At 61.2% G+C, this 19,197-nt stretch carries 22 protein-coding genes and 1 pseudogene; 16 read left to right on the top strand and 7 right to left on the bottom strand.

Annotated features, from left to right (window positions below):
* The 7 genes from BLL52_RS02065 (at window position 1) to ftsA (ending at window position 8,537) form a co-directional block, all read left to right on the top strand.
* On the top strand, window positions 1-1,599 hold the full coding sequence (locus tag BLL52_RS02065; protein WP_075585198.1) for a Mur ligase family protein: 1,599 nt from the start codon (window positions 1-3) through the stop codon (window positions 1,597-1,599).
* The gene (gene ftsW, locus BLL52_RS02060; RefSeq protein ID WP_075585075.1) at window positions 1,596-2,870 is read left to right on the top strand and encodes a putative lipid II flippase FtsW; all 1,275 of its coding nucleotides are present in this window, start codon (window positions 1,596-1,598) and stop codon (window positions 2,868-2,870) included. Before BLL52_RS02065 ends, ftsW begins: the two co-directional genes overlap by 4 nt.
* Before the next feature lie 168 nt (window positions 2,871-3,038).
* Entirely contained in the window at window positions 3,039-4,115 is a 1,077-nt protein-coding gene (gene murG, locus BLL52_RS02055; RefSeq protein ID WP_075585074.1) for an undecaprenyldiphospho-muramoylpentapeptide beta-N-acetylglucosaminyltransferase, read from the top strand.
* A complete protein-coding gene (murC, locus tag BLL52_RS02050; RefSeq protein WP_075585073.1) occupies window positions 4,112-5,536 on the top strand; it encodes a UDP-N-acetylmuramate--L-alanine ligase in 1,425 nt (474 codons plus the stop codon). The genes murG and murC overlap by 4 nt, the downstream gene beginning before the upstream one ends.
* 5 nt (window positions 5,537-5,541) lie before the next feature.
* A complete protein-coding gene (locus tag BLL52_RS02045; RefSeq protein ID WP_075585072.1) occupies window positions 5,542-6,501 on the top strand; it encodes a D-alanine--D-alanine ligase in 960 nt (319 codons plus the stop codon).
* Entirely contained in the window at window positions 6,498-7,286 is a 789-nt protein-coding gene (locus BLL52_RS02040; RefSeq protein ID WP_075585071.1) for a cell division protein FtsQ/DivIB, read from the top strand. The genes BLL52_RS02045 and BLL52_RS02040 overlap by 4 nt, the downstream gene beginning before the upstream one ends.
* Before the next feature lie 21 nt (window positions 7,287-7,307).
* Complete coding sequence (gene ftsA, locus BLL52_RS02035; protein ID WP_075585070.1) at window positions 7,308-8,537, top strand: cell division protein FtsA; 1,230 nt, start codon at window positions 7,308-7,310, stop codon at window positions 8,535-8,537.
* 21 nt (window positions 8,538-8,558) lie between these two features.
* Here the strand turns inward: ftsA and BLL52_RS21135 are convergent, their stop codons facing one another.
* Window positions 8,559-8,723 (bottom strand): hypothetical protein, encoded by a 165-nt coding sequence (locus tag BLL52_RS21135; RefSeq protein WP_206744486.1) that lies wholly within the window; start codon window positions 8,721-8,723, stop codon window positions 8,559-8,561.
* Here BLL52_RS21135 and ftsZ point away from each other — a divergent pair.
* Complete coding sequence (gene ftsZ, locus BLL52_RS02030) at window positions 8,685-9,944, top strand: cell division protein FtsZ (RefSeq protein WP_075585069.1); 1,260 nt, start codon at window positions 8,685-8,687, stop codon at window positions 9,942-9,944. The genes BLL52_RS21135 and ftsZ overlap by 39 nt on opposite strands.
* Window positions 9,945-9,996: 52 nt before the next feature.
* Here ftsZ and BLL52_RS02025 read toward each other — a convergent pair whose 3' ends face one another.
* Window positions 9,997-10,413: a SirB2 family protein gene (locus BLL52_RS02025; RefSeq protein WP_075585068.1), complete on the bottom strand. Its 417-nt coding sequence runs from the start codon at window positions 10,411-10,413 to the stop codon at window positions 9,997-9,999.
* Window positions 10,414-10,643: 230 nt separating this feature from the next.
* On the opposite strand from BLL52_RS02025, the pseudogene BLL52_RS20220 reads away from it, so the two are divergent.
* From BLL52_RS20220 to BLL52_RS01995, 8 genes and pseudogenes are all read left to right on the top strand, one after another.
* Window positions 10,644-10,955: pseudogene (locus BLL52_RS20220) on the top strand (c-type cytochrome); the annotation flags it as partial.
* Window positions 10,953-11,228, top strand: a complete 276-nt coding sequence (locus BLL52_RS20935) for a c-type cytochrome (protein WP_175580246.1) — start codon at window positions 10,953-10,955, stop codon at window positions 11,226-11,228. The pseudogene BLL52_RS20220 and the gene BLL52_RS20935, both read left to right, overlap by 3 nt.
* A 261-nt stretch (window positions 11,229-11,489) precedes the next feature.
* On the top strand, window positions 11,490-11,963 hold the full coding sequence (locus BLL52_RS02010) for an NnrS family protein (RefSeq protein ID WP_075585067.1): 474 nt from the start codon (window positions 11,490-11,492) through the stop codon (window positions 11,961-11,963).
* A gap of 9 nt (window positions 11,964-11,972) precedes the next feature.
* The gene (locus BLL52_RS20675; protein ID WP_156876282.1) at window positions 11,973-12,143 is read left to right on the top strand and encodes a hypothetical protein; all 171 of its coding nucleotides are present in this window, start codon (window positions 11,973-11,975) and stop codon (window positions 12,141-12,143) included.
* Window positions 12,130-12,477 (top strand): hemerythrin domain-containing protein, encoded by a 348-nt coding sequence (locus tag BLL52_RS02005; RefSeq protein ID WP_075585066.1) that lies wholly within the window; start codon window positions 12,130-12,132, stop codon window positions 12,475-12,477. The genes BLL52_RS20675 and BLL52_RS02005 overlap by 14 nt, the downstream gene beginning before the upstream one ends.
* Before the next feature lie 57 nt (window positions 12,478-12,534).
* Entirely contained in the window at window positions 12,535-13,458 is a 924-nt protein-coding gene (gene lpxC, locus BLL52_RS02000) for a UDP-3-O-acyl-N-acetylglucosamine deacetylase (protein ID WP_075585065.1), read from the top strand.
* 55 nt (window positions 13,459-13,513) lie between these two features.
* The gene (locus tag BLL52_RS20930) at window positions 13,514-13,690 is read left to right on the top strand and encodes a hypothetical protein (RefSeq protein WP_173861790.1); all 177 of its coding nucleotides are present in this window, start codon (window positions 13,514-13,516) and stop codon (window positions 13,688-13,690) included.
* Window positions 13,691-13,817: 127 nt separating this feature from the next.
* Window positions 13,818-15,203, top strand: coding sequence for a sodium-dependent transporter (locus BLL52_RS01995; protein ID WP_075585064.1), 1,386 nt, complete (start codon window positions 13,818-13,820; stop codon window positions 15,201-15,203).
* Window positions 15,204-15,249: 46 nt separating this feature from the next.
* Here the strand turns inward: BLL52_RS01995 and ruvC are convergent, their stop codons facing one another.
* From ruvC to aroE, 5 genes are all read right to left on the bottom strand, one after another.
* A complete protein-coding gene (gene ruvC / locus BLL52_RS01990) occupies window positions 15,250-15,810 on the bottom strand; it encodes a crossover junction endodeoxyribonuclease RuvC (RefSeq protein ID WP_075585063.1) in 561 nt (186 codons plus the stop codon).
* A 76-nt stretch (window positions 15,811-15,886) separates the two neighbouring features.
* Entirely contained in the window at window positions 15,887-16,885 is a 999-nt protein-coding gene (locus BLL52_RS01985; RefSeq protein ID WP_075585062.1) for a phosphatidate cytidylyltransferase, read from the bottom strand.
* Window positions 16,886-16,897: 12 nt separating this feature from the next.
* Window positions 16,898-17,542 carry a lysophospholipid acyltransferase family protein gene (locus BLL52_RS01980; RefSeq protein ID WP_075585061.1) on the bottom strand — a complete coding sequence of 215 codons (645 nt, stop codon included), beginning with the start codon at window positions 17,540-17,542 and terminating at the stop codon, window positions 16,898-16,900.
* A gap of 22 nt (window positions 17,543-17,564) precedes the next feature.
* Window positions 17,565-18,353, bottom strand: a complete 789-nt coding sequence (locus tag BLL52_RS01975; RefSeq protein ID WP_075585060.1) for a transglycosylase domain-containing protein — start codon at window positions 18,351-18,353, stop codon at window positions 17,565-17,567.
* A gap of 3 nt (window positions 18,354-18,356) precedes the next feature.
* Entirely contained in the window at window positions 18,357-19,193 is an 837-nt protein-coding gene (aroE, locus tag BLL52_RS01970) for a shikimate dehydrogenase (protein ID WP_075585059.1), read from the bottom strand.
* Window positions 19,194-19,197: the final 4 nt, after the last annotated feature.

Here is a 19,197-nt window from a genome sequence, read left to right as displayed (position 1 = left end):
ATGAACACCCTGCATGACCAACACGTGCTGATCCTGGGCCTGGGTGCGTCCGGCCTGGCGATGGCGCGTTGGTGCACGCGTTTTGGCGCGCGGGTCACGGTGGCTGATACGCGTTTGGCCCCACCGCAGTTGGCCCGGTTGCAGTCCGAGCTTCCCGCCGCGCGCTTCATTGGTGGCGCCTTTGACGCTGCGATGGTGCAGGGCACCGACCTGCGCGCGGTGTTCAAGAGTCCCGGCTTGAGTCCGGCTGAGGTTGCTCCTGTTTTTGAAGCTGCTCAGGCAATTGGTATATGGGCTGCAGGCGAATTAGGCTTATATTCCCAAGCTTTGGCAGCGTTAAAGTTAGAGCGTGGTTACACGCCTGCCGTGCTGGCCATCACCGGCACCAACGGTAAAACAACGGTAACCTCGCTGACCGCGCAACTGCTGGCGCGCGCTGGCAAAAGTGTGGCGATGGCCGGCAATATCGGCCCGACACTGCTCGACACCCTGGCCCAACATCTGGATGCCAACAGCCTGCCGGACGTCTGGGTGCTGGAGCTTTCGAGCTTCCAGTTGGATGGCGAAACCAGCTTCGAGCCGACTGCCGCCGCGGCGCTGAACATCAGCCAGGACCATCTCGACTGGCATGGCTCAATGGCCGCCTACGCCCAAGCCAAGAGCAACATCTTTGGTAAAACCGCTCTGATGGTGCTCAACCGTGAAGACGAAGAAGTCATGCGGATGTTGAGCGCCGACAAGCCGCCCTTAGGCGCGAAGACCCCCTCGGGGGGCAGCGCAGCACATGCAATGGCAAGTGCGGGGGCCACGAAATCACCCGTGAAGATCAAGGGCCAAAAGCCCCAGCAGCGCGCTTGCATTTTGTTTGGTGGCGATATGCCGCAGCGCCCGGGCGACTTTGGGATCGAGACCATCAACGGCATGACCTGGCTGGTGCGCGCCCTGGACGCTGACGAGACCAAACGCAAGCGCAACGAAGCCGCTGAAGAACTGTTTTTCCAGCGGTTGATGCCTGCCGACGCGCTGCGCATTCGTGGCCGCCACAACGCCACCAATGCCTTGGCGGCCTTGGCGCTGGCAAGTAGCGCGGGCTGCGCGCTAGCGCCCATGCTCTTTGGCCTGCGCGAGTACACCGGCGAGCCGCACCGCGTGCAGCCGATTGGTACGGTGAACGCGGTGGAATATTTCGACGACAGCAAAGGCACGAATGTGGGCGCCACGGTGGCCGCGCTGCTGGGTCTGGGGGCTGACCGCAAGGTGGTGGCAATTCTGGGCGGCGAGGGCAAGGGGCAAGACTTTTCGCCGCTGGCTGACCCGGTGCGCCGGTGCGTGCGCACGGTGGTGCTGATCGGGCGTGACGCACCCTTGATCCGGGCTGCGCTTCAAGACACCGGCATCCCTGTGCTGGATGCCACCTCGATGGCTGACGCTGTGCGCCAAGCCAGCGGACAGGCTCAGCCAGGCGACGCGGTGCTGATGTCACCCGCTTGCGCCAGTTTTGACATGTTCGACAACTACGAACACCGCGCCCGCGTGTTTGTGCAGGCGGTGACCGAGCTGGCCCTGGATGCCGGTGTGATGCTGGAGGGGCAGGCATGAGCAGCGCTCGCATTCCCTTCGGCCAGCGCCTGCGCCAGTGGACGGGCGCCGGCGCGTTCGCCACGCCTGACGGCGATGTGTTGCCGGTGCGCCTGGGCGCTACCCGGCTGGCCTCAACCGGCACCGCACCGATGCGCGCGCAAGGCTTTGACCAGCCGCTGTTGTGGGTCACGGTGGCGCTGCTGCTGTGGGGTCTGGTGATGGTTTATTCCGCCTCCATCGCGCTGCCGGAGAACCCGCGTTTTGCCCAATACACACCGACCTATTTTTTGCTGCGTCACAGCCTGTGGCTGATGATTGCCTTCACCGGCGCCTTGCTGGCTTTCCAGATACCGCTGGCCACCTGGGAAAAATTGGCGCCGTGGCTGTTTGTGGCGTCTCTGGTGTTGCTGGCGCTGGTGCTGGTGCCCGGTGTGGGTAAAAAAGTCTATGGCGCACGCCGCTGGATCAGCCTGGGCCCGCTGAGTTTTCAGCCGTCCGAACTGGTCAAATTCACCGTGCTGCTGTACGCCGCCAACTACATGGTGCGCAAGATGGACGTGAAAGAGCGCTTCTTGCGCGCGGTGCTGCCCATGAGTGTGGCGGTGGCGGTGGTGGGCGTGCTGTTGCTGGCCGAGCCGGACATGGGTGCGTTTTTGGTGATTGCGGTGATTGCCATGGGCATCCTGTTCCTGGGTGGGGTAAATGCCCGCATGTTCTTCCTGATCGTGGCGGTGCTGTTGGTGGCCTTCGGCACCATGATCGCCACCAGCGAGTTCCGCCGGGAGCGGATTTTTGCGTACCTCGATCCCTGGAGCGCGGAAAATGCGCTGGCCAAGGGCTACCAACTCACCCATTCGCTGATTGCCATCGGGCGTGGCGAGATTTTTGGCGTGGGCTTGGGGGGCAGTGTCGAAAAGCTCAACTGGCTGCCCGAAGCACACACCGACTTTTTGTTCGCGGTGATTGGTGAAGAGTTTGGCTTGGTCGGGGTGGTGTTGGTGATTGGTCTGTTTTTGTGGATGGTGCGGCGCATGATGTATATCGGCCGCCAGGCGATTGCGCTGGACCGGGTGTTTGCCGGGCTGGTGGCGCAGGGTGTGGCGGTGTGGATGGGCTTTCAGGCTTTCATCAACATGGGTGTGAACCTCGGCGCGCTGCCCACCAAGGGCTTAACCCTGCCGCTGATGAGTTACGGCGGCTCCGCCATACTGATCAACCTCATCGCCATCGCCGTGGTGCTCAAGGTGGATCAGGAAAACAGAACCCTCATGCAAGCAGGCCGTGTATGAGGGTTCTGTTTCACCAAAATAGAACCCAGCGCGCAGCGCGGCAGGGCGCTTGTGCGGCCTGGCTCATGCAAGCAGGCCGTGTATGAGGGTTCTGTTTCACCAAAATAGAACCCAGCGCGCAGCGCGGCAGGGCGCTTGTGCGGCCTGGCTCATGCAAGGAGGCCGTGTATGACGAAGTGCGCACTGATCATGGCGGGTGGCACCGGCGGTCATATCTTTCCGGGGCTGGCGGTGGCGCAGGCGCTGCGCGAACGGGGCTGGCGCGTGCACTGGCTCGGTGGCCGTGGCCAGCCGGGGCAGCCCAGCATGGAAAGTCAGCTGGTACCGCCGCAAGGTTTTCCCTTTGAGACCATCGACTTTGGTGGCTTGCGTGGCAAGGGTCTTATCACGGTGGCGCTGCTGCCGCTGCGTCTTCTCAAGGCGTTTTGGCAAAGTATTCAGGTGCTGCGTCGCGTCAAACCCGATGTGGTGGTGGGTCTGGGCGGCTACATCACCTTCCCCGCAGGTTTGATGGCCGTGGCGCTAGGCAAGCCGCTGATCCTGCACGAACAAAATTCGGTGGCAGGCCTAGCGAACAAGGTGCTCTGCGGCGTGGCAGATCGGGTGTTCATTGCGTTTCCGAATGTGATCAAGAGCGCCCAATGGGTGGGAAACCCGTTACGCGCTGCGTTTTTGAGCCAGCCCGCGCCAGCAGAGCGTTTTCCTGCGCGCAGCGGGCCGCTCAAGCTGCTGGTGGTGGGTGGCAGCCTGGGTGCCAAAGCCTTGAATGAGATCGTGCCGCAAGCGCTGGCTTTGCTGCCTGCTGATCAGCGCCCGACAGTGATCCATCAAAGCGGTGCCAAACAGATTGACGCCTTGCGCGCCAACTACGCACAGGCTGGCGTGGTGGCCGAGCTGACGCCCTTCATCGACAACACCGCTCAGGCCTTTGCCGATGCTGATCTGATCATCTGCCGCGCCGGGGCCAGCACCGTGACGGAAATCGCGGCGGTGGGGGCGGCGGCGCTGTTTGTGCCGCTTCCCTCGGCGGTGGACGACCACCAAACGACCAACGCCAGTTTTCTGGTCGATCAGGGCGCGGGCTGGCTGGTGCCCCAGCGCGATCTGAGCGCTCAAAGTCTGGCCGACATGCTTTCAAAAATGGAGCGCTCCGCGCTTATGAATAAAGGGCTAGAGGCCAAAAAGATGCAAAAAATCGAAGCAACGCAATATATGGTCAGTGCGTGTGAGGAGTTGACCCAATGAAACACGCCATTCGCCACATTCACTTTGTCGGTATCGGCGGTGTAGGCATGTCCGGCATTGCCGAGATCTTGTTCAATCTGGGCTACACCATCTCCGGCTCTGACCTGTCTGACAGCGCCACGCTGCAGCGCTTGGCGGGCCTGGGCATCCAGACGCACATTGGTCACGCGGCCAGCCATGTGGCTGGCGCCGATGCGGTGGTCACCTCGACCGCGGTGCAGGCGGATAACCCCGAGGTGCTGGCGGCACGCCACAGCCGCATTCCAGTGGTGCCGCGCGCGCTGATGCTGGCCGAGCTGATGCGCCTGAAAAAAGGCATTGCCATTGCCGGTACCCACGGCAAGACCACCACCACCAGTCTGGTCGCCAGTGTGTTGGCCGAGGCCGGGCTGGACCCGACTTTTGTCATTGGCGGGCGGCTCACCAGCGCCGGTGCTAATGCCCGTCTGGGGCAGGGTGACCACATCGTGGTGGAGGCTGACGAGTCTGATGCGTCGTTCCTGAACCTATTACCGGTGATGGCGGTAGTGACGAATATCGACGCCGACCACATGGAAACCTATGGCCATAACTTTGAGAACCTGAAGAAAGCGTTTGTCGACTTCCTGCACCGCATGCCGTTTTACGGCACCGCCATTCTGTGCACCGACGATGCGGCGGTGCGCTCCATCGTGCCGCAAGTCACCTGCCCGATCACCAGTTACGGCTTTGAAGAAGGTGCGGAAGTGCGCGCGGTGGACGTGCGCGCGCTGGATGGTCAGATGCTGTTTACCGTGCAACGGCGCAACGGCATGGTGCTGGCGGATCTGGCCGTGGTGTTGAATCTGCCGGGCCGGCATAACGTTCTTAACGCGCTCTCAGCCATCGCCGTAGCGCTGGAGCTGAGCGTGTCCGACGATGCGGTGCTGCGTGCCCTGGCCGGTTTCAAAGGCGTCGGGAGGCGCTTTCAGAATTACGGCGAGCTGCCCGCAGCCACTGGCGGCAGCTTCACGCTGGTGGACGACTATGGCCACCACCCCATCGAGATGGCCGCCACCCTGGCAGCGGCACGCGGCGCTTTCCCTGGCAGGCGGCTGTTGCTGGCCTTTCAGCCGCACCGTTTCACCCGCACCCGCGACTGTTTTGACGACTTTGTGAAAGTCATCGCCCAGGCCGACGCGGTGCTGCTAACCGAGGTGTATGCCGCTGGTGAGACGCCCATCGTGGCGGCAGATGGCCGCAGTTTGGCGCGTGCGCTACGCGTGGCCGGCAAGATCGAACCGGTGTTTGTCGATCAGATTTCCGACATGGCGCAAAGCATCGTCGACATCGCCCAAGGTGGTGATGTGGTGCTGTGTATGGGCGCGGGCTCGATTGGTGCGGTGAGTGCCAAGGTGGTTGATTTGCTCTCTAAAAAAGAGCTACTACCGCAGGAGACATAAGGGTTATGAGCCGATTTGACATATATTCTGACAAGGTGGCCGTGCTCATGGGCGGCCAGTCGGGCGAGCGTGAGGTGTCGCTGATGTCTGGCGCCGGCGTGCTGCAGGCGCTGCAATCGCTGGGGGTAAATGCCCATACGTTTGACCCCAGCCAGCGCGACTTGAGCGAGCTGAAAAAAGACGGCTTTACCCGCTGCTTCATTGCCTTGCATGGCCGATTTGGTGAAGATGGCACAGTGCAGGGCGCGCTCGAACTGCTCGGCATTGCCTACACCGGCCCAGGTGTGATGGCCTCCAGCATGGCCATCGACAAAATCATGACCAAGCGCCTGTGGCTGGCCGACGGCTTGCCGACCCCCGCCTGGCGCAAGGTGACCAGCGCCGAGGCGACCCTGGTGGCCTATGCCGAGCTGGCCCAACCCGGTCAGCCAATGATCGTCAAACCGGCACGTGAGGGCTCCACCCTGGGCTTGACCAAAGTGACCGCCGCTGGCCAATGCGCAGGTGCCTATGCGCTGGCCGTTGGCATGGACGATGAGGTGCTGTGTGAGCAGTTTGTCAGTGGTGACGAGGTGACTATTCCCGTGCTGGGCAGCGGTGCGCTGGCGCGGGCCTTGCCGGTGATCCGTATCGTCGCGCCCGACGGCAACTACGACTACCAGAACAAATACTTCACCAACACCACCCAGTATCTGGTGCCCTGCGGGCTGCCCGAGGGTGAAGAAGCCGCCATTCAAGCGCTGGCGCTGAAGGCCTACAACAGCTTGCAGTGCCGTGGCTGGGCGCGCGCTGACGTGATGATTGACGCCGCCAGCCGTAAGCCGTACCTGCTGGAGATCAACACCTCGCCGGGCATGACCAGCCATTCGCTGGTGCCCATGTCGGCCAAGGCCGCAGGCATCAGTTACGCCGCGCTGTGCCTGCAAATTCTGCAAGCCGCCACACTGGACTACGCCGCAGCATGAGCCAAAAAACGCCCCTGCCGCTGGATATTCGCTTGATGAACGCCATCGCCTCGCTGCTGTTGGTAGCGACGCTGTTGCTGGGGTTCGGTGCGTTGCTGGGCTGGGCTGCGCGCTTGTCAGCATTTGCCATCCAAGGGGTGAGCGTGACCGGTGATGTCCAGCATTACAACGCCATCACCCTGCGCGCCAACGTGATGCCGCGCCTGCAAGGTACCTTCTTCACGCTCGACATCACCGCCGCGCGCAAGGTGTTCGAGACCATGCCCTGGGTGCGCCAAGCCATTGTGCGGCGCGACTTCCCGAACCGCCTGAAGGTGCAACTGCAAGAGCATCAGGCGGTGGCTTTCTGGGGCCCTGAGGGGTCGTCCAACCTGGTCAACAGTTTTGGTGAGGTGTTTGAGGCCAATGTGGGCGAACTCGATGACGATAACCTGCCGCGACTGAACGGCCCGGACAACCAGTCTGCCCAGGTGCTGGCGATGTACCAGACCCTGCAGCCCCAACTTGACCCGCTGGACCTGACGCTACAGCAGCTGGAACTGTCGCCACGCGGTGGTTGGCACGCCGAACTCGACAGCGGCACCTTGGTGGAACTGGGCAGCGGCAGCGCGACAGATCTGCTGGCGCGGCTGGATCGCTTCGCCAAGACCGCCACCCAGGTGACCGCGCGTTACCAGCGCACGCCGGAGCAACTGGCGTCGGTGGATTTGCGGCACACCGACGGCTATGCGATTCGCCTGGAGGGCGTCACCACGCTCGACAGCACAGACATCAAAAAACAGTAATGCAAGGCAACAGGTGACATCATGGCAAAAGAGTACAAGGATTTAGTTGTCGGGCTGGACATCGGTACCGCCAAGGTGATGGTGGTGGTGGCCGAAGTTATGCCCGGGGGTAGCCTCAAACTGGCCGGCCTGGGTGTGGCGCCCAGCAACGGCCTGAAGCGCGGCGTGGTGGTCAACATTGACGCCACCGTGCAAAGCATCCAGCGGGCGCTGAAAGAAGCCGAGTTCATGGCTGATTGCAAGATCACCCGGGTTTACACCGGCATCACCGGTAGCCACATCCGCGGCATCAATTCCCACGGCATGGTGGCCATCAAGGACCGTGAAGTGAGCGCCGCCGATGTGGCGCGGGTGGTGGAAACCGCCAAGGCCATCAACATCAGCACCGACCAGCGCCTGCTGCTGGTGGAGCCGCAAGAGTTCATCATCGACGGGCAAGACGTGAGAGAGCCTATCGGCATGAGCGGCATCCGCCTGGAAGCCAAGGTGCATATCGTCACCGGTGCCCAAAGTGCGGCTGAAAACATCATCAAATGTGTGCGCCGTTGCGGCCTGGAGGTGGAGCAACTCATGCTCAACCCGCTGGCGTCAAGCCAGTCGGTGCTGACCGAAGACGAGCGTGAACTGGGCGTGGCCCTGGTCGATATTGGCGCGGGTACGACGGATTTGGCTATTTTTACTGGGGGTGCGATTCGCCACACCGCCGTGATTCCGATCGCTGGCGACCTGATCACTAGTGACATCGCCATGGCGTTGCGCACGCCGACCAAAGACGCGGAAGAAATCAAGGTCGAAAACGGCTGGGCTAAACAACTGCTGGCCGACCCCGAGGCGCAGGTGGAAGTGCCTGGCCTGGGTGACCGGGGCCCGCGCATGCTCAGCCGTCAGGCGCTGGCCGGGGTGATTGAGCCACGCGTCGAAGAAATTTTCAACTTGGTGCATCAGGTCATGCGCGAGTCCGGTTTTGAAGAAATGCTGTCTTCCGGCATCGTGCTCACCGGCGGCAGTTGCATCATGCCCGGCATGGTCGAACTGGGCGAAGACATCTTCCTGAAACCGGTACGCCGGGGCATCCCCAAATACACCGGCGTCTTGTCTGACATGGTGGCCCAGCCGCGTGCCGCCACGGTGATGGGGCTGCTCGAAGAGGCGCGGCTGGCCCGCATGCGCGGTTTCAAGGTAGCGCAGAAAAACGGCTCTATGAAAACCGCCTTCAGCGGCATCAAGGACTGGTTTGTGGGGAACTTTTAACGATGACAAACCAACGATGGCTCAGCCGTGCAGGCCCACCCGGACGATGGCGGTGCATAGACCCACCACCACCACCACCAACACCACCAACATTTTCCTCGCCATTTTTTTCAGATTTTTTACCCATTCATCCCCAAGGAGCACACCATGACCATTGAACTCATCGACGAAGAAGCCTTCAACCAAGGCACCCAGATCAAAGTGATTGGCGTGGGCGGCGGCGGCGGCAACGCTGTGGCGCACATGATTGCCAGCGCCGTGCAAGGTGTGGAATTCATCTGCGCCAATACCGACGCGCAGGCACTGTCCACCAGCGACGCGCACCGCGTCATCCAACTCGGCAACACTGGCCTGGGCGCCGGCAGCAAGCCCGACAAGGCACGTGACGCAGCCGAATTGGCCATTGAGCACATTCGCGAAGCCATTCAAGGCGCACACATGCTGTTTATCACCGCCGGTATGGGCGGTGGCACCGGTACGGGCGCAGCCCCGGTGATTGCCCGCGTAGCGCGTGAAATGGGTATCCTGACCGTGGGCGTGGTCACCAAGCCGTTCGAGTTTGAGGGCCCACGCCGCATGGCCAACGCCGACAACGGCATGGCCGAGCTGGAAGCCAATGTGGATTCGTTGATCGTCGTGTTGAACGAAAAGCTGCTCGAAGTGATGGGCGACGATGCCACGCAGGACGAAGCCTTTGCCCATGCCAACGATGTGCTGAAAAACGCGGTTGGCGGCATTGCCGAAATCATCAATGTCCCAGGTCATGTGAACGTCGACTTTGAAGACGTGCGCACCGTGATGGGTGAACCCGGCAAGGCCATGATGGGCACGGCGCTTGCCGCGGGCCCGGATCGCGCCCGCATTGCCGCCGAGCACGCCGTGGCTTGCCCACTGCTCGAGGGCATTGACCTGTCAGGCGCCAAAGGGGTGCTGGTGTTGATATCTGCCGCCAAGGGTTCTTTGAAGCTGTCTGAATCCAAACTGGCTATGAACACCATCCGCGCCTACGCCTCGCCAGATGCGCATGTGATTTACGGTACTGCCTACGACGACAACTTGGGCGATCAAATTCGGGTCACAGTGGTGGCTACCGGGTTGAGCCGCCAGGGTGCCCGCCCAAAGCTGGTGGTGGCCCCGCCGCAGCAGCAAGTGCAGTTGCGCACCGGGACCCATGACGTGCCGTTCAATATTCCCACGCTCGACACCCCGCTCAACGCCAACCAGGTCACCGGCATGATGAGCAATGCCACTTTGGGCCGCAGTCAGCCCGACTACGGCGCCATGTCCACTCCCAGCGTTTGGCGTACCCGTGACCGCACCACGGCCGCTGCCAAGGTCGACGCGCTGTCCAGCGGCGGCATGGATGACTTTGAGATCCCGGCTTTTTTGCGCAAGCAGGCAGACTGACGGTGCAAACACGAGGGTGCCAGCCGCTTGAGTGGCTGGCACCCTTGTCGCGTCAGAAGGCCAGCAGCCAGCCCAGCGGGTGGTGCGCCAGCGCAATCGACACCATGGTCAAGGCACAGCCCAGCGCCAGGATAGAAAACAGCACGCGCCCGCGGTAGGTTTTGGCACGTTTTAGGCCATAAGACCCCAGCACGATATACACCAGCAGCAGGATCAGCTTCACCCCCAGCCAGTCGTCACGGACCGGGTTGAATTGCAGCATGCCCCACAGCGACAAGCCCGCTGCCATCAGTACCACGTCGATCCACACGCTGGTCCAGCGCCAAAATTTTTGCATTGGCCAAGTCTGGCGCAACGCCACGCCCAGGCCCCGCGCAGCAAACAGGCTCACGCTCAGGGTGACGGCGGTGATATGGGTCGTCAGGATGAAGACGTATAACCAGGGGGCGAGAACCAGCAGATGGGGCATGCAAACCTTTCTTTACCCATTGTTGCAGTGGTCCCGAGGGTGGGCAATCGTGCCCTCGCATTCTCTTAATCTGCGATAAGGACGCGTGAAAGTCTTAGCGAAACAATGCCTCTACTCGCCAAAAGTAGCGCAGCCTTAGACAAGTCAAGAGTTAACCTCCTGGCGTTTGGCTGCGCATAAACTGAAGCAGACGACATGACGCCCCCCGCTTGACGCAAGTTGAGGCTGTTGTGCTGACCACCTTTTGCCTGGCTGCTTTTGCCCAGGACGTGAAGGGAGTCACCCCAGGTGAGGCGAATTACCAGGCCGCACCATCACCCCTGGCGAACGTGCCCATGGTGCAAAACATCAACCCCAAGGCGCCCAAAATGACGCTTGCAGCGTTTGATGAGGCCCGCGACATCTGCTTTCAGCGCTGCGCGGGTTGGCACGGTGTTTTGCGCAAAGGGGCCACTGGTAAACCGCTGACGCCCGACATCACCATCGCCAAAGGTACCGATTACCTGAAAACCTTTATCAACTACGGATCGCCCGCCAGCATGGTGACTCTGAGTGTCCAGGCCGCAACCCCAGACGCGATCCTGACCAAAAGCGGATGTCTGGCGTGCCATCAGAAAGAAAAGAAATCTGTCGGCCCTGCGTATAAGGTGGCCGCCAAATACAAAGGCCAGGGTGGCACCCCTGCCTTGTTGATGGAAAAAATACGAAAAGGCGGCAAGGGCGTTTACGGGCCTGTCCCGATGATTCCCAGTGGTCCTGACAAGATCAGCGATGAAGACCTGAAGACAGTGGTTGACTACATTCTCACGCTCTAACGCTCAGGCGCAACGAGCACTTTGCGCCGTTCATTTGGGCAGCGCACGGCTGCCGTCGACTAACCTGAGAATGTTTTGAGTCATCAATTTTTATAGCTGCCAGCGCTTTCTGCATAAGGGTTAGCGATCAATTTTCCTCATGAAGCAGCCCGATGTCGATGACGCCACGGGCTGATTTGCGTCATAGGCCGTCCGTGTTGCCAAAAGTTTGCACAGTCGCGTCCAAAGCCACAGCCACAGCCACAGCCACACACTGGCGTCTTGGGGGCGCTGGTGCTGATGGCGGCAGCGCTGGCGCATTCGGTGCGGCTGTTGCGCTGGCGCTCTTGGATGACCCGACGCAGGCCGATTTTGTGGATATTGCACGCAGCCTATGCCTGGATACCGTGGGACCTGTTCTTTTTGGGCTTGGCGCAGCTCGGCTGGGTGGTGCCATCGGTGGGCATCCATGCGCTGGGGCTGGGGGCGACCGGCGGTTTGATCATTGGCATGATGACGCGCACCGCCCGAGGCCATACCGGCCGCCCAGTGGCCGCCTCTGGCAGAGAAGTGCTGGCTTATGGCCTGGTGCTGCTGGCCGCTGTGATGCCCGTGCTGGGCACGCTGATGCCCGCTCAGTGGCACGCCACAGTTTTGGTGCTGACCGCCAGAGCCTGGAGCCTGGCTTTTGTCCTTTACCTCTGGAAGTTCACGCCTTGGTTGTTACGCACGCGCCTAGACGGCCGTGACGGTTGAAGCCCCGCCATGACAACTAACGTGGAAGATGTGGCCGAGCAGCGGCTGGCGGGTGACTTGGCCGTCTGGCTGATCATGGATCTGTGGCACGCCCCAGCGCTGCGGCGCCGCCTGTTGGTGGGCTGGTTGATGGTGATCACCAGTCTGATCCTGCTGGCTTACTGGTTTGGACTGGGCTAGCCCAAACTTCGCCGAAGAGTTGCAGGCCCTGATGGACGAGCTGGAAGGCCATATGTTCAAGGAAGAAATGCGCCGGTTTCCGATGATGGCGCAAGGTGGCAACGCGCTTATGCAGCTTCTGGTTGACGACATGATGCAAGAGCATGCTCGCCACGGTGTGGACACTGCCGCTATGACCGCCCGATTGAATGCATTGGTGGTGCCGCAGGCGCAACAAGCCACCCCGGCGGCAGTGAAAGTGGGCTGGCAAGCCTTTTTGGTGGAGCTTGCTAAACACGTGGCCGCAGAAGATGACGCGTTGTTTTTGATGTTCCAGCCTGTCTCGCCTGCCTGAGAAGTGCAGGCTTGACCGCCGGCCTTCTCGTTGCGCCGGAAAAAGTAAAATCGCGGCGTGCTTAAACAAAGAACCCTCAAAACCCTGACCCGCGCCGTGGGCGTGGGCTTGCATAGTGGCCAGAGGGTAGAAATCACCCTGCGCCCAGCGCAACCCGACACCGGCATCGTGTTCCGCCGGGTCGATTTGCCCCAACCTGTTGACATTCCGGTGTCGGCATTGGCAGTCACCGACACCCGCATGGCCTCCACCATCTCGCACGGGCAGGCCAAGGTTCACACGGTGGAGCACCTGATGTCGGCTTGCGCCGGGCTGGGGGTAGACAACCTGTATGTGGACATCACCGCCGAAGAGGTGCCGATTCTGGACGGCTCGGCGGCATCCTTTGTGTTTTTGCTGCAAAGCGCTGGCATTGAGCTGCAAAACGCACCGCGTCGGTTTATCCGCGTGTTGAAGCCAGTGGAGGTGCGCCAAGGCGAGGGCGCCAACGTCAAGTGGGCACGCCTGAGGCCGTACCATGGCTACCAACTGAGTTTCGAGATCGAGTTCAGCCACCCGGCGGTGGATTCCACCGGCCAGCGTGTGGTGTTTGATATGAGCACCGACTCGTATTCCAAAGACATTGCGCGCGCCCGCACCTTTGGCTTCACCAAAGACGTGGAGATGATGCGCGCCAACGGCCTGGCGCTGGGCGGCGGTATGGACAACGCCATCGTCATGGACGACTACAAGGTGCTCAACGCCGGTGGGCTGCGTTATGACGATGAGTTCGTCAAGCACAAGATTCTGGACGCCATGGGCGATTTGTACCTGCTGGGCAAACCGCTGCTGGCCGCCTACAGCGCCTTTCGCTGCGGCCACGCCCTGAATAACCTGCTGCTGCGCGAGTTGCTCAACCATACCGATGCGTGGGACGTGGTCACCTTTGAAGACGAGAAAAAAGCACCGCAAGGCTTTGCCAAACTGGCCCGCGCCTGGTAGGCGCATTGGCAAACTGTTATACCTGAGCTGATCTACTCAACCGGATCCACTCGCCATGCAGTTTTTTCGCTGGGCCATCCTTTTGCTGTTGCTGTCATCAATAGCCTGCTTCGGGTTCTACATAGCCACCTCTCAGGTTCGCTACAAGCACTGGGGTCTGAAGATCCTCACCTGGACGCTGCTTCCTGCCTTCGCCTTTTTCGCGGTGTTGATTGTTCAGCGGCTGGCGTAACTGTTTCATACCTGGGGTAGCGTCTGCGTCCATCCAAAAACAGGGGTCTGCGCGGCATCACGCCGCAACCTCGCAGACCAAGGCCAGTGCGTGTGCAGCACTTGGCCATCGCATCGGTTTCAATGCAATGAATGAAAAAACTTCTTTAGCGCGACCCAACACGGTGCTTGCGCGCGCCGGTTTCACCAGCGGATTTGGCGTGCTGGCGGCCACGCTCGGCTCGGCGGTGGGTCTGGGCAATATCTGGAAATTTCCGTACCTCACCGGCGCCAACGGCGGTGCTAGTTTTTTGCTGGTTTACGTGCTGGCCACGCTATTGGTCGGACTGCCGGTGATGATGGCCGAGATTTCGCTCGGACGCGTGGGTAAGGCCAACCCCATTTCGACCCTGCAAGCCTTGGCGCCAAAAGGCCAACCGTGGTGGCTGATTGGTGTGGCGGGCATGCTGGGCGCTTTTTTGATCCTGTCGTTCTATTCCGAAGTGGTCGCCTGGGTTTTTGCTTATGTGGTCAAGGCAATGCGCGGGTCCATCCTCAGCAGCGACCCGCAGGTGACCGGGGCCGCGTTTAATGCGCTGATCAGCGACCCGATGCAGTCGCTGCTGTGGCAATGGGGGGTTTTGCTGTTTATTGGTGGCATCTTGCTGATGGGTGTGACCAAGGGTATCGAGGCCGTCACCAAAAAGCTCATGCCAATCCTGTTTCTGCTGCTGTTGCTGTTGTGCGCGGTCAGTCTGTCGTTGGATAAGGCCTGGGAAGGTCTGGTCTTTTTGTTTCATCCTGACTTCAGCAAAATAACCGCATCGGTGGTGCTGACGGCCATGGGTTTGGCTTTTTTCAAGCTGTCGATTGGCATGGGCACGATGATGACCTATGGCAGTTATTTCCGGGACGATCAAAACATTCCGCTCACCACTTTGCGCGTCATGGCGGCAGACCTGAGCATCTCGATGTTGGCAGGCATCGCCATTTTTCCCGCAGTGTTCACCTTTGGCTTTGCCCCCACTGCCGGGCCATCCCTGGTCTTTATCACGATTCCAGCGGTGTTTTCGCAGATTCCGATGGGGCAAAGCTTGATGGTCGTCTTCTTTGTGCTGGCGGCCATTGCCGCTACCGGGGCCATGCTGTCACTGATGGAGGTGCCAGTGGTCATCTTGCATGAGCGCCTGGGTTTGACGCGCCCCAAAGCCACGCTGCTGACCATTTTCTTGCTGGTGATCCTGGGGTCGACCAGCGCGCTGAGCAACAGTACGCTGGCGGACTTCAAACTGTTCGGGATGACGCCGTTTGATTTGTTTGACTTCGTCTCGTCAAACATCATCCTGCCGGGTGGCGGCATTTTCATCGCGCTGTTTGTCGGCTGGGTGTGGGGCTTCGACAAGTTCGGGGGCGCATTGACCAACAAGGGCCATCTGCAGAATCAAAAGGTGGCCCAAGCGGTATTTTTCTTGTTGCGCTATGTATCGCCCGCGTTGATTTTGGTGGTGATGCTCAAAGGCCTGAACTTGTTCTAGCAGGCGAGCGTTGGCAGCCATGCTGCGGCTGCAGCGACCTTGCCAGTTAGCGGCTGCGCCCAGCTTTGTAGGCTGCCTTTTGCGTCTGGTGCTGCGCTTGGCCCAGGCCTTTGGCCTGCGCCAAGCGGGCCATTGAGGTGGCCGCATGCGCGTGAGTGATGGCCAGGCCCAGGGCGTCCGCCGCATCTGGCCCAGGCAAGCCGGGCAGGGCCAGCAGGCGGCGCACCATCTCCTGGATCTGGGTTTTGTCGGCGCGGCCGTAGCCCACTACCGCCTGCTTCATCTGCAAGGCGGTGTATTCAGCTACCGGCAGGTCGGCAGACACCAGCGCTGTGATCACCGCGCCGCGTGCCTGGCCCAGCAGCAGCGTGGACTGCGGGTTGACGTTGACAAACACGATCTCCACCGAGGCGCAATCGGGCTCATAGCGCGCCACCACCTCGCGGATGCCGTCAAACAGCACTTTCAGGCGGGCTGGTAACTGGTCTTTTTCGATGTGGATGGTGCTGATGGTGCCGCTGGCCACATAGATCAGCTGGGAGCCATCCACATCCACCACACCAAAACCGGTGGTGCGCAGGCCAGGATCGATCCCCAAAATTCTCATGGATGGGCGCTGCTCATGGAACGACAAAACTTGAATGCTCTCATATCAATAGCTATCAGCGCAATATCCATAAGGGCTAGAGGCCAAAATACCATCTAACCGAGTAAAAGAACCCCGGCGCGGCAAAACACAGCGCGTCGACCCGGTCAAGCATACCGCCCGCACCGGTCACGCTCTTGTCACCGCCGTGCCATATCGGAATGCCCCGGTCGCGCTTGATCGCCTTCATCACCAGGTGGCCCATGGACCCGGCGGCGCAGGCAATGAACGCCATCGAAAACGCTTGCCCCGCCGCAAACGGGGTGATGCCGGTTAGCAGCGCCCCCAGCACGCTGCCCGCTGCCATGCCTGATGCCCAAGCGCGCCAGGTGAAGCTCTGGCTGATGCGGGGCAGGGACGCCGGCTTGCCCAGCGCAATGAGCCGACGCGACACCAAGTGCTGGACCAGCATGCAGGTTTGCACCACCAGCACCAGGAAAAACATCAGAAACGCATTTTGCGAGTCGTAACCGGGAAACTTCAGCAGCAGCAAGGCCGGCACATGGCTCATGCCGTAGATGCAGACCATGATGCCCCACTGCAGCTTGGCGTTGCGCTCCAGAAACTGCAGCGGGTCGTTGGCCAGGGCGCTGGCCACCGGCAGCGCCAGAAACACATACACCGGGATAAACACCGTGAACAGGTTGAACTGCGCCGCTCCCACCAGCCAGTATTGCACCGGCAGGATGACAAAAAACGCCAGTATCAGGCTGTGGTGGTCGCCGTGACGGGTGGGCGACAGCGTCAAAAACTCGCGCAACGCGAAAAACGACCCCACGCCAAACAGCACCAGCCGGGAGGTGTCGCCGGCGATCCACGCCACCCAGAAGACCAGGACCAACAGCGAACTGGTTTTCAGCAGCTGGGCCAGGTTGTCGATCTCGTCACTGTGGCGGGCTGATGCATCAGCGTCTTCAAACTCGCGCAACGAGCGCAAAAAGATCACCAGTCCGGCCAGCAATAGCAGGCCAAAGACGATGCTGAACAGCAGGCCGACCTGTTGCGTGGGCGTGACGTTTTTCAGCGCTTGGTACATCAACAGCGCCGCTTACACATAGCGCAGGGCGATCACTGCCGCACGCGCCCGCTGCAAAAACGCCGTGCAGTCTTCGCCCGGCAGCACCTGCATCGGCACACCAAAGGTCACCGAGCACAGCACCGGCACCGGCACCACCTCGCCCTTGGGCATGACCCGCTGCACGTTGTTGATCCAGGCCGGCACCAGTTCCACCTCGGGGAATTTAAGCGCCAGGTTGAACAGCCCGGCCTTGAACGCCTGCGGCTCGTCGGCAAAGCCGCGCGTGCCCTCGGGGAACAGAATCAACGAATCACCGCCGCGCAGCGCCTCAAGCAGTGGCTCCAGCGGGTCTTCGTCGGCGTGGCGCGCGCGCGAGACATAAATCACGTTGAACACTGCACTGGTGAGCCAGTGCCGAAACGGCGTTTTGCCCCAGTAATCCCGCGCGGCCACGGCGCGGGTGCTGCGGCGCAGCTCCTTGGGCAGGGCGGCCCAGATCATCACCAGGTCGGCGTGGCTTTGGTGGTTGGCAAAGTAGATGCGTTGCAGCGCTTTCGGCGGGCAGCCCCACCAGCGCGCTTGGGAGCCGGTCAGGATACGGATCAGCCCGAGCAGGAAGTAGCTCACCAAGGTGGCAGCCCAGTCCAGCAGGATGGGTTTCAAGCGCTGCAACATGCAAACCTCATCGGGCAAGCGGTCATGGCAGTTCGGCGCTTTCCAGACGGTTGGCGATGACCCGGGCACGCCCGGCGACATAGCTGGAATTGGGCAGCTTCTCAAAGTATTTGGGCCGCGGCAACATCACCGCCAGCCGCGCGGCCTCATAGGTGCTGAGTTGGGCCGCTGGCTTGCGAAAGTAATGTTGCGCCGCCGCTTCGGCACCAAACACGCCTTCGCCCCATTCCACACTGTTGAGGTAAATCTCCAGAATGCGCTGCTTGTCCAGCAGCGCCTCCAGCGCAAAGGTCAGCACAAACTCCTGGCCTTTGCGCAACAGCGTGCGCTCGCCCGACAAAAACAGGTTTTTGGCCAGTTGCTGGGTGATGGTGGAGCCGCCGATGACCTTGGGTGGCTTGACTGGCTTCGGGGGTGGCGGCGCGGCCTTGGCCGGATTTCTGGCTGCCGCTTTGTTTTGCGCCTGCTGCGCCAGTGCCTGGGCTTTGGCGACGCGCTCCTCGGCTCGGGCGTTTTTCTCCCAGGCTTTTTCCAAGGCATCCCAGTCCACGCCGTCGTGGTTGGCAAACCCATCGTCCTCACTGGCGATCACCGCGCGCTTGAGGTTGTTGGAGATCTGCGCATACGGCACCCACTGCTGGCCCCAGGGCAGGCGGCCGGTGCGCGTGACCAGGCCCCAGGCTTCAGAGCGCTGAAATGCGGTGGACTGCGGGTCGATCACCAGCATGGCGGCAATGCGGGCGACAAAAAACAGCTGCAGCAGCACGCCTGCCACTATGACCAACACCAGCCATCGCCAGGCCGCTTTCATGCTTCAGGTGCCCAGCTTGGCGCGCAGTTCGGCCAACACCTGGCCTGCCGGTGGCCGCACGCCACGCCAGATAAAGAAGGCCTCAGCGGCCTGACTGACCAACATGCCCAACCCGTTGCGCGGCACGGCACCGTGGGCGCGTGCCCAGTCCATGAAGGGCCGGGCAGCCGCGCCGTACATCATGTCGTAAGCCAGGGCGCCGGGCTTCAACACCCGCGCATCCACCGGCACGCCATGCCCGCCCAGGCTGCTGGCTGTGCCGTTGATGATCACATCAAAATCACCCTCTAGCCCTTGTAAATCATGCGGTAGCAGCTCTACATTTTGTAGCGTTGCCAAGGGTAGGTGGCGTTGTACCAAGCCTTCAGCGCGGTGCTGTGTGCGGTTGGCCACGGTGATGTGAGCCGGCTGCGCACAGATCAGCGGGCCGAGCACGCCAGCCGCAGCGCCGCCTGCGCCGATCAGCAGCACGCGCTTGGCCCGCAGGCTGACCCCGGCATTGTGTTCAATGTCATGCACCAGCCCGAGTCCATCGGTGTTGTCGGCCAGGATTTGACCCTTCTGAAACGTCAGGGTGTTGCAGGCTTGGGCCAGCAGGGCGCGCTCGCTGGTGTGAGTGGCCAGCGCGGCGGCTTCAAACTTGAACGGCACGGTGATGTTGCAGCCACGGCCTGCCTCGTTGATGAAGCGCTGAACGCTGGCGGGAAAGTCGTCCAGCGCGATCTCGCGCTTGCTGTAGCTCATGTCTTGCCCGGTGAGTTCGGCAAAGCGGGCGTGGATCCAGGGCGACTGGCTGTGGGCTACCGGGTGGCCCATGACGCAATACAGGTCAGTGCTCATGTTA

This window comes from Rhodoferax antarcticus ANT.BR (genome assembly GCF_001938565.1).
GTDB classification, from domain to species: domain Bacteria; phylum Pseudomonadota; class Gammaproteobacteria; order Burkholderiales; family Burkholderiaceae_C; genus Rhodoferax; species Rhodoferax antarcticus.
This window is presented reverse-complemented; position numbering and strand designations above follow the sequence as displayed.

What these genes read in the sequence shown, in the direction of transcription:
- BLL52_RS20930 (WP_173861790.1), top strand. Translation starts at nt 13,514, where the DNA reads ATGCAGTTTTTTCGCTGGGCCATCCTTTTGCTGTTGCTGTCATCAATA.
- BLL52_RS01995 (WP_075585064.1), top strand. Translation starts at nt 13,818, where the DNA reads ATGAATGAAAAAACTTCTTTAGCGCGACCCAACACGGTGCTTGCGCGC.
- BLL52_RS02040 (WP_075585071.1), top strand. Translation starts at nt 6,498, where the DNA reads ATGAGCCAAAAAACGCCCCTGCCGCTGGATATTCGCTTGATGAACGCC.
- murG (WP_075585074.1), top strand. Translation starts at nt 3,039, where the DNA reads ATGACGAAGTGCGCACTGATCATGGCGGGTGGCACCGGCGGTCATATC.
- BLL52_RS02025 (WP_075585068.1), bottom strand. Translation starts at nt 10,413, where the DNA reads ATGCCCCATCTGCTGGTTCTCGCCCCCTGGTTATACGTCTTCATCCTG.
- BLL52_RS02045 (WP_075585072.1), top strand. Translation starts at nt 5,542, where the DNA reads ATGAGCCGATTTGACATATATTCTGACAAGGTGGCCGTGCTCATGGGC.
- BLL52_RS01975 (WP_075585060.1), bottom strand. Translation starts at nt 18,353, where the DNA reads ATGAAAGCGGCCTGGCGATGGCTGGTGTTGGTCATAGTGGCAGGCGTG.
- ruvC (WP_075585063.1), bottom strand. Translation starts at nt 15,810, where the DNA reads ATGAGAATTTTGGGGATCGATCCTGGCCTGCGCACCACCGGTTTTGGT.
- ftsW (WP_075585075.1), top strand. Translation starts at nt 1,596, where the DNA reads ATGAGCAGCGCTCGCATTCCCTTCGGCCAGCGCCTGCGCCAGTGGACG.
- ftsZ (WP_075585069.1), top strand. Translation starts at nt 8,685, where the DNA reads ATGACCATTGAACTCATCGACGAAGAAGCCTTCAACCAAGGCACCCAG.
- murC (WP_075585073.1), top strand. Translation starts at nt 4,112, where the DNA reads ATGAAACACGCCATTCGCCACATTCACTTTGTCGGTATCGGCGGTGTA.
- ftsA (WP_075585070.1), top strand. Translation starts at nt 7,308, where the DNA reads ATGGCAAAAGAGTACAAGGATTTAGTTGTCGGGCTGGACATCGGTACC.
- BLL52_RS01980 (WP_075585061.1), bottom strand. Translation starts at nt 17,542, where the DNA reads ATGTTGCAGCGCTTGAAACCCATCCTGCTGGACTGGGCTGCCACCTTG.
- BLL52_RS02065 (WP_075585198.1), top strand. Translation starts at nt 1, where the DNA reads ATGAACACCCTGCATGACCAACACGTGCTGATCCTGGGCCTGGGTGCG.
- BLL52_RS20675 (WP_156876282.1), top strand. Translation starts at nt 11,973, where the DNA reads ATGACAACTAACGTGGAAGATGTGGCCGAGCAGCGGCTGGCGGGTGAC.
- BLL52_RS01985 (WP_075585062.1), bottom strand. Translation starts at nt 16,885, where the DNA reads ATGTACCAAGCGCTGAAAAACGTCACGCCCACGCAACAGGTCGGCCTG.
- aroE (WP_075585059.1), bottom strand. Translation starts at nt 19,193, where the DNA reads ATGAGCACTGACCTGTATTGCGTCATGGGCCACCCGGTAGCCCACAGC.
- BLL52_RS20935 (WP_175580246.1), top strand. Translation starts at nt 10,953, where the DNA reads ATGGTGACTCTGAGTGTCCAGGCCGCAACCCCAGACGCGATCCTGACC.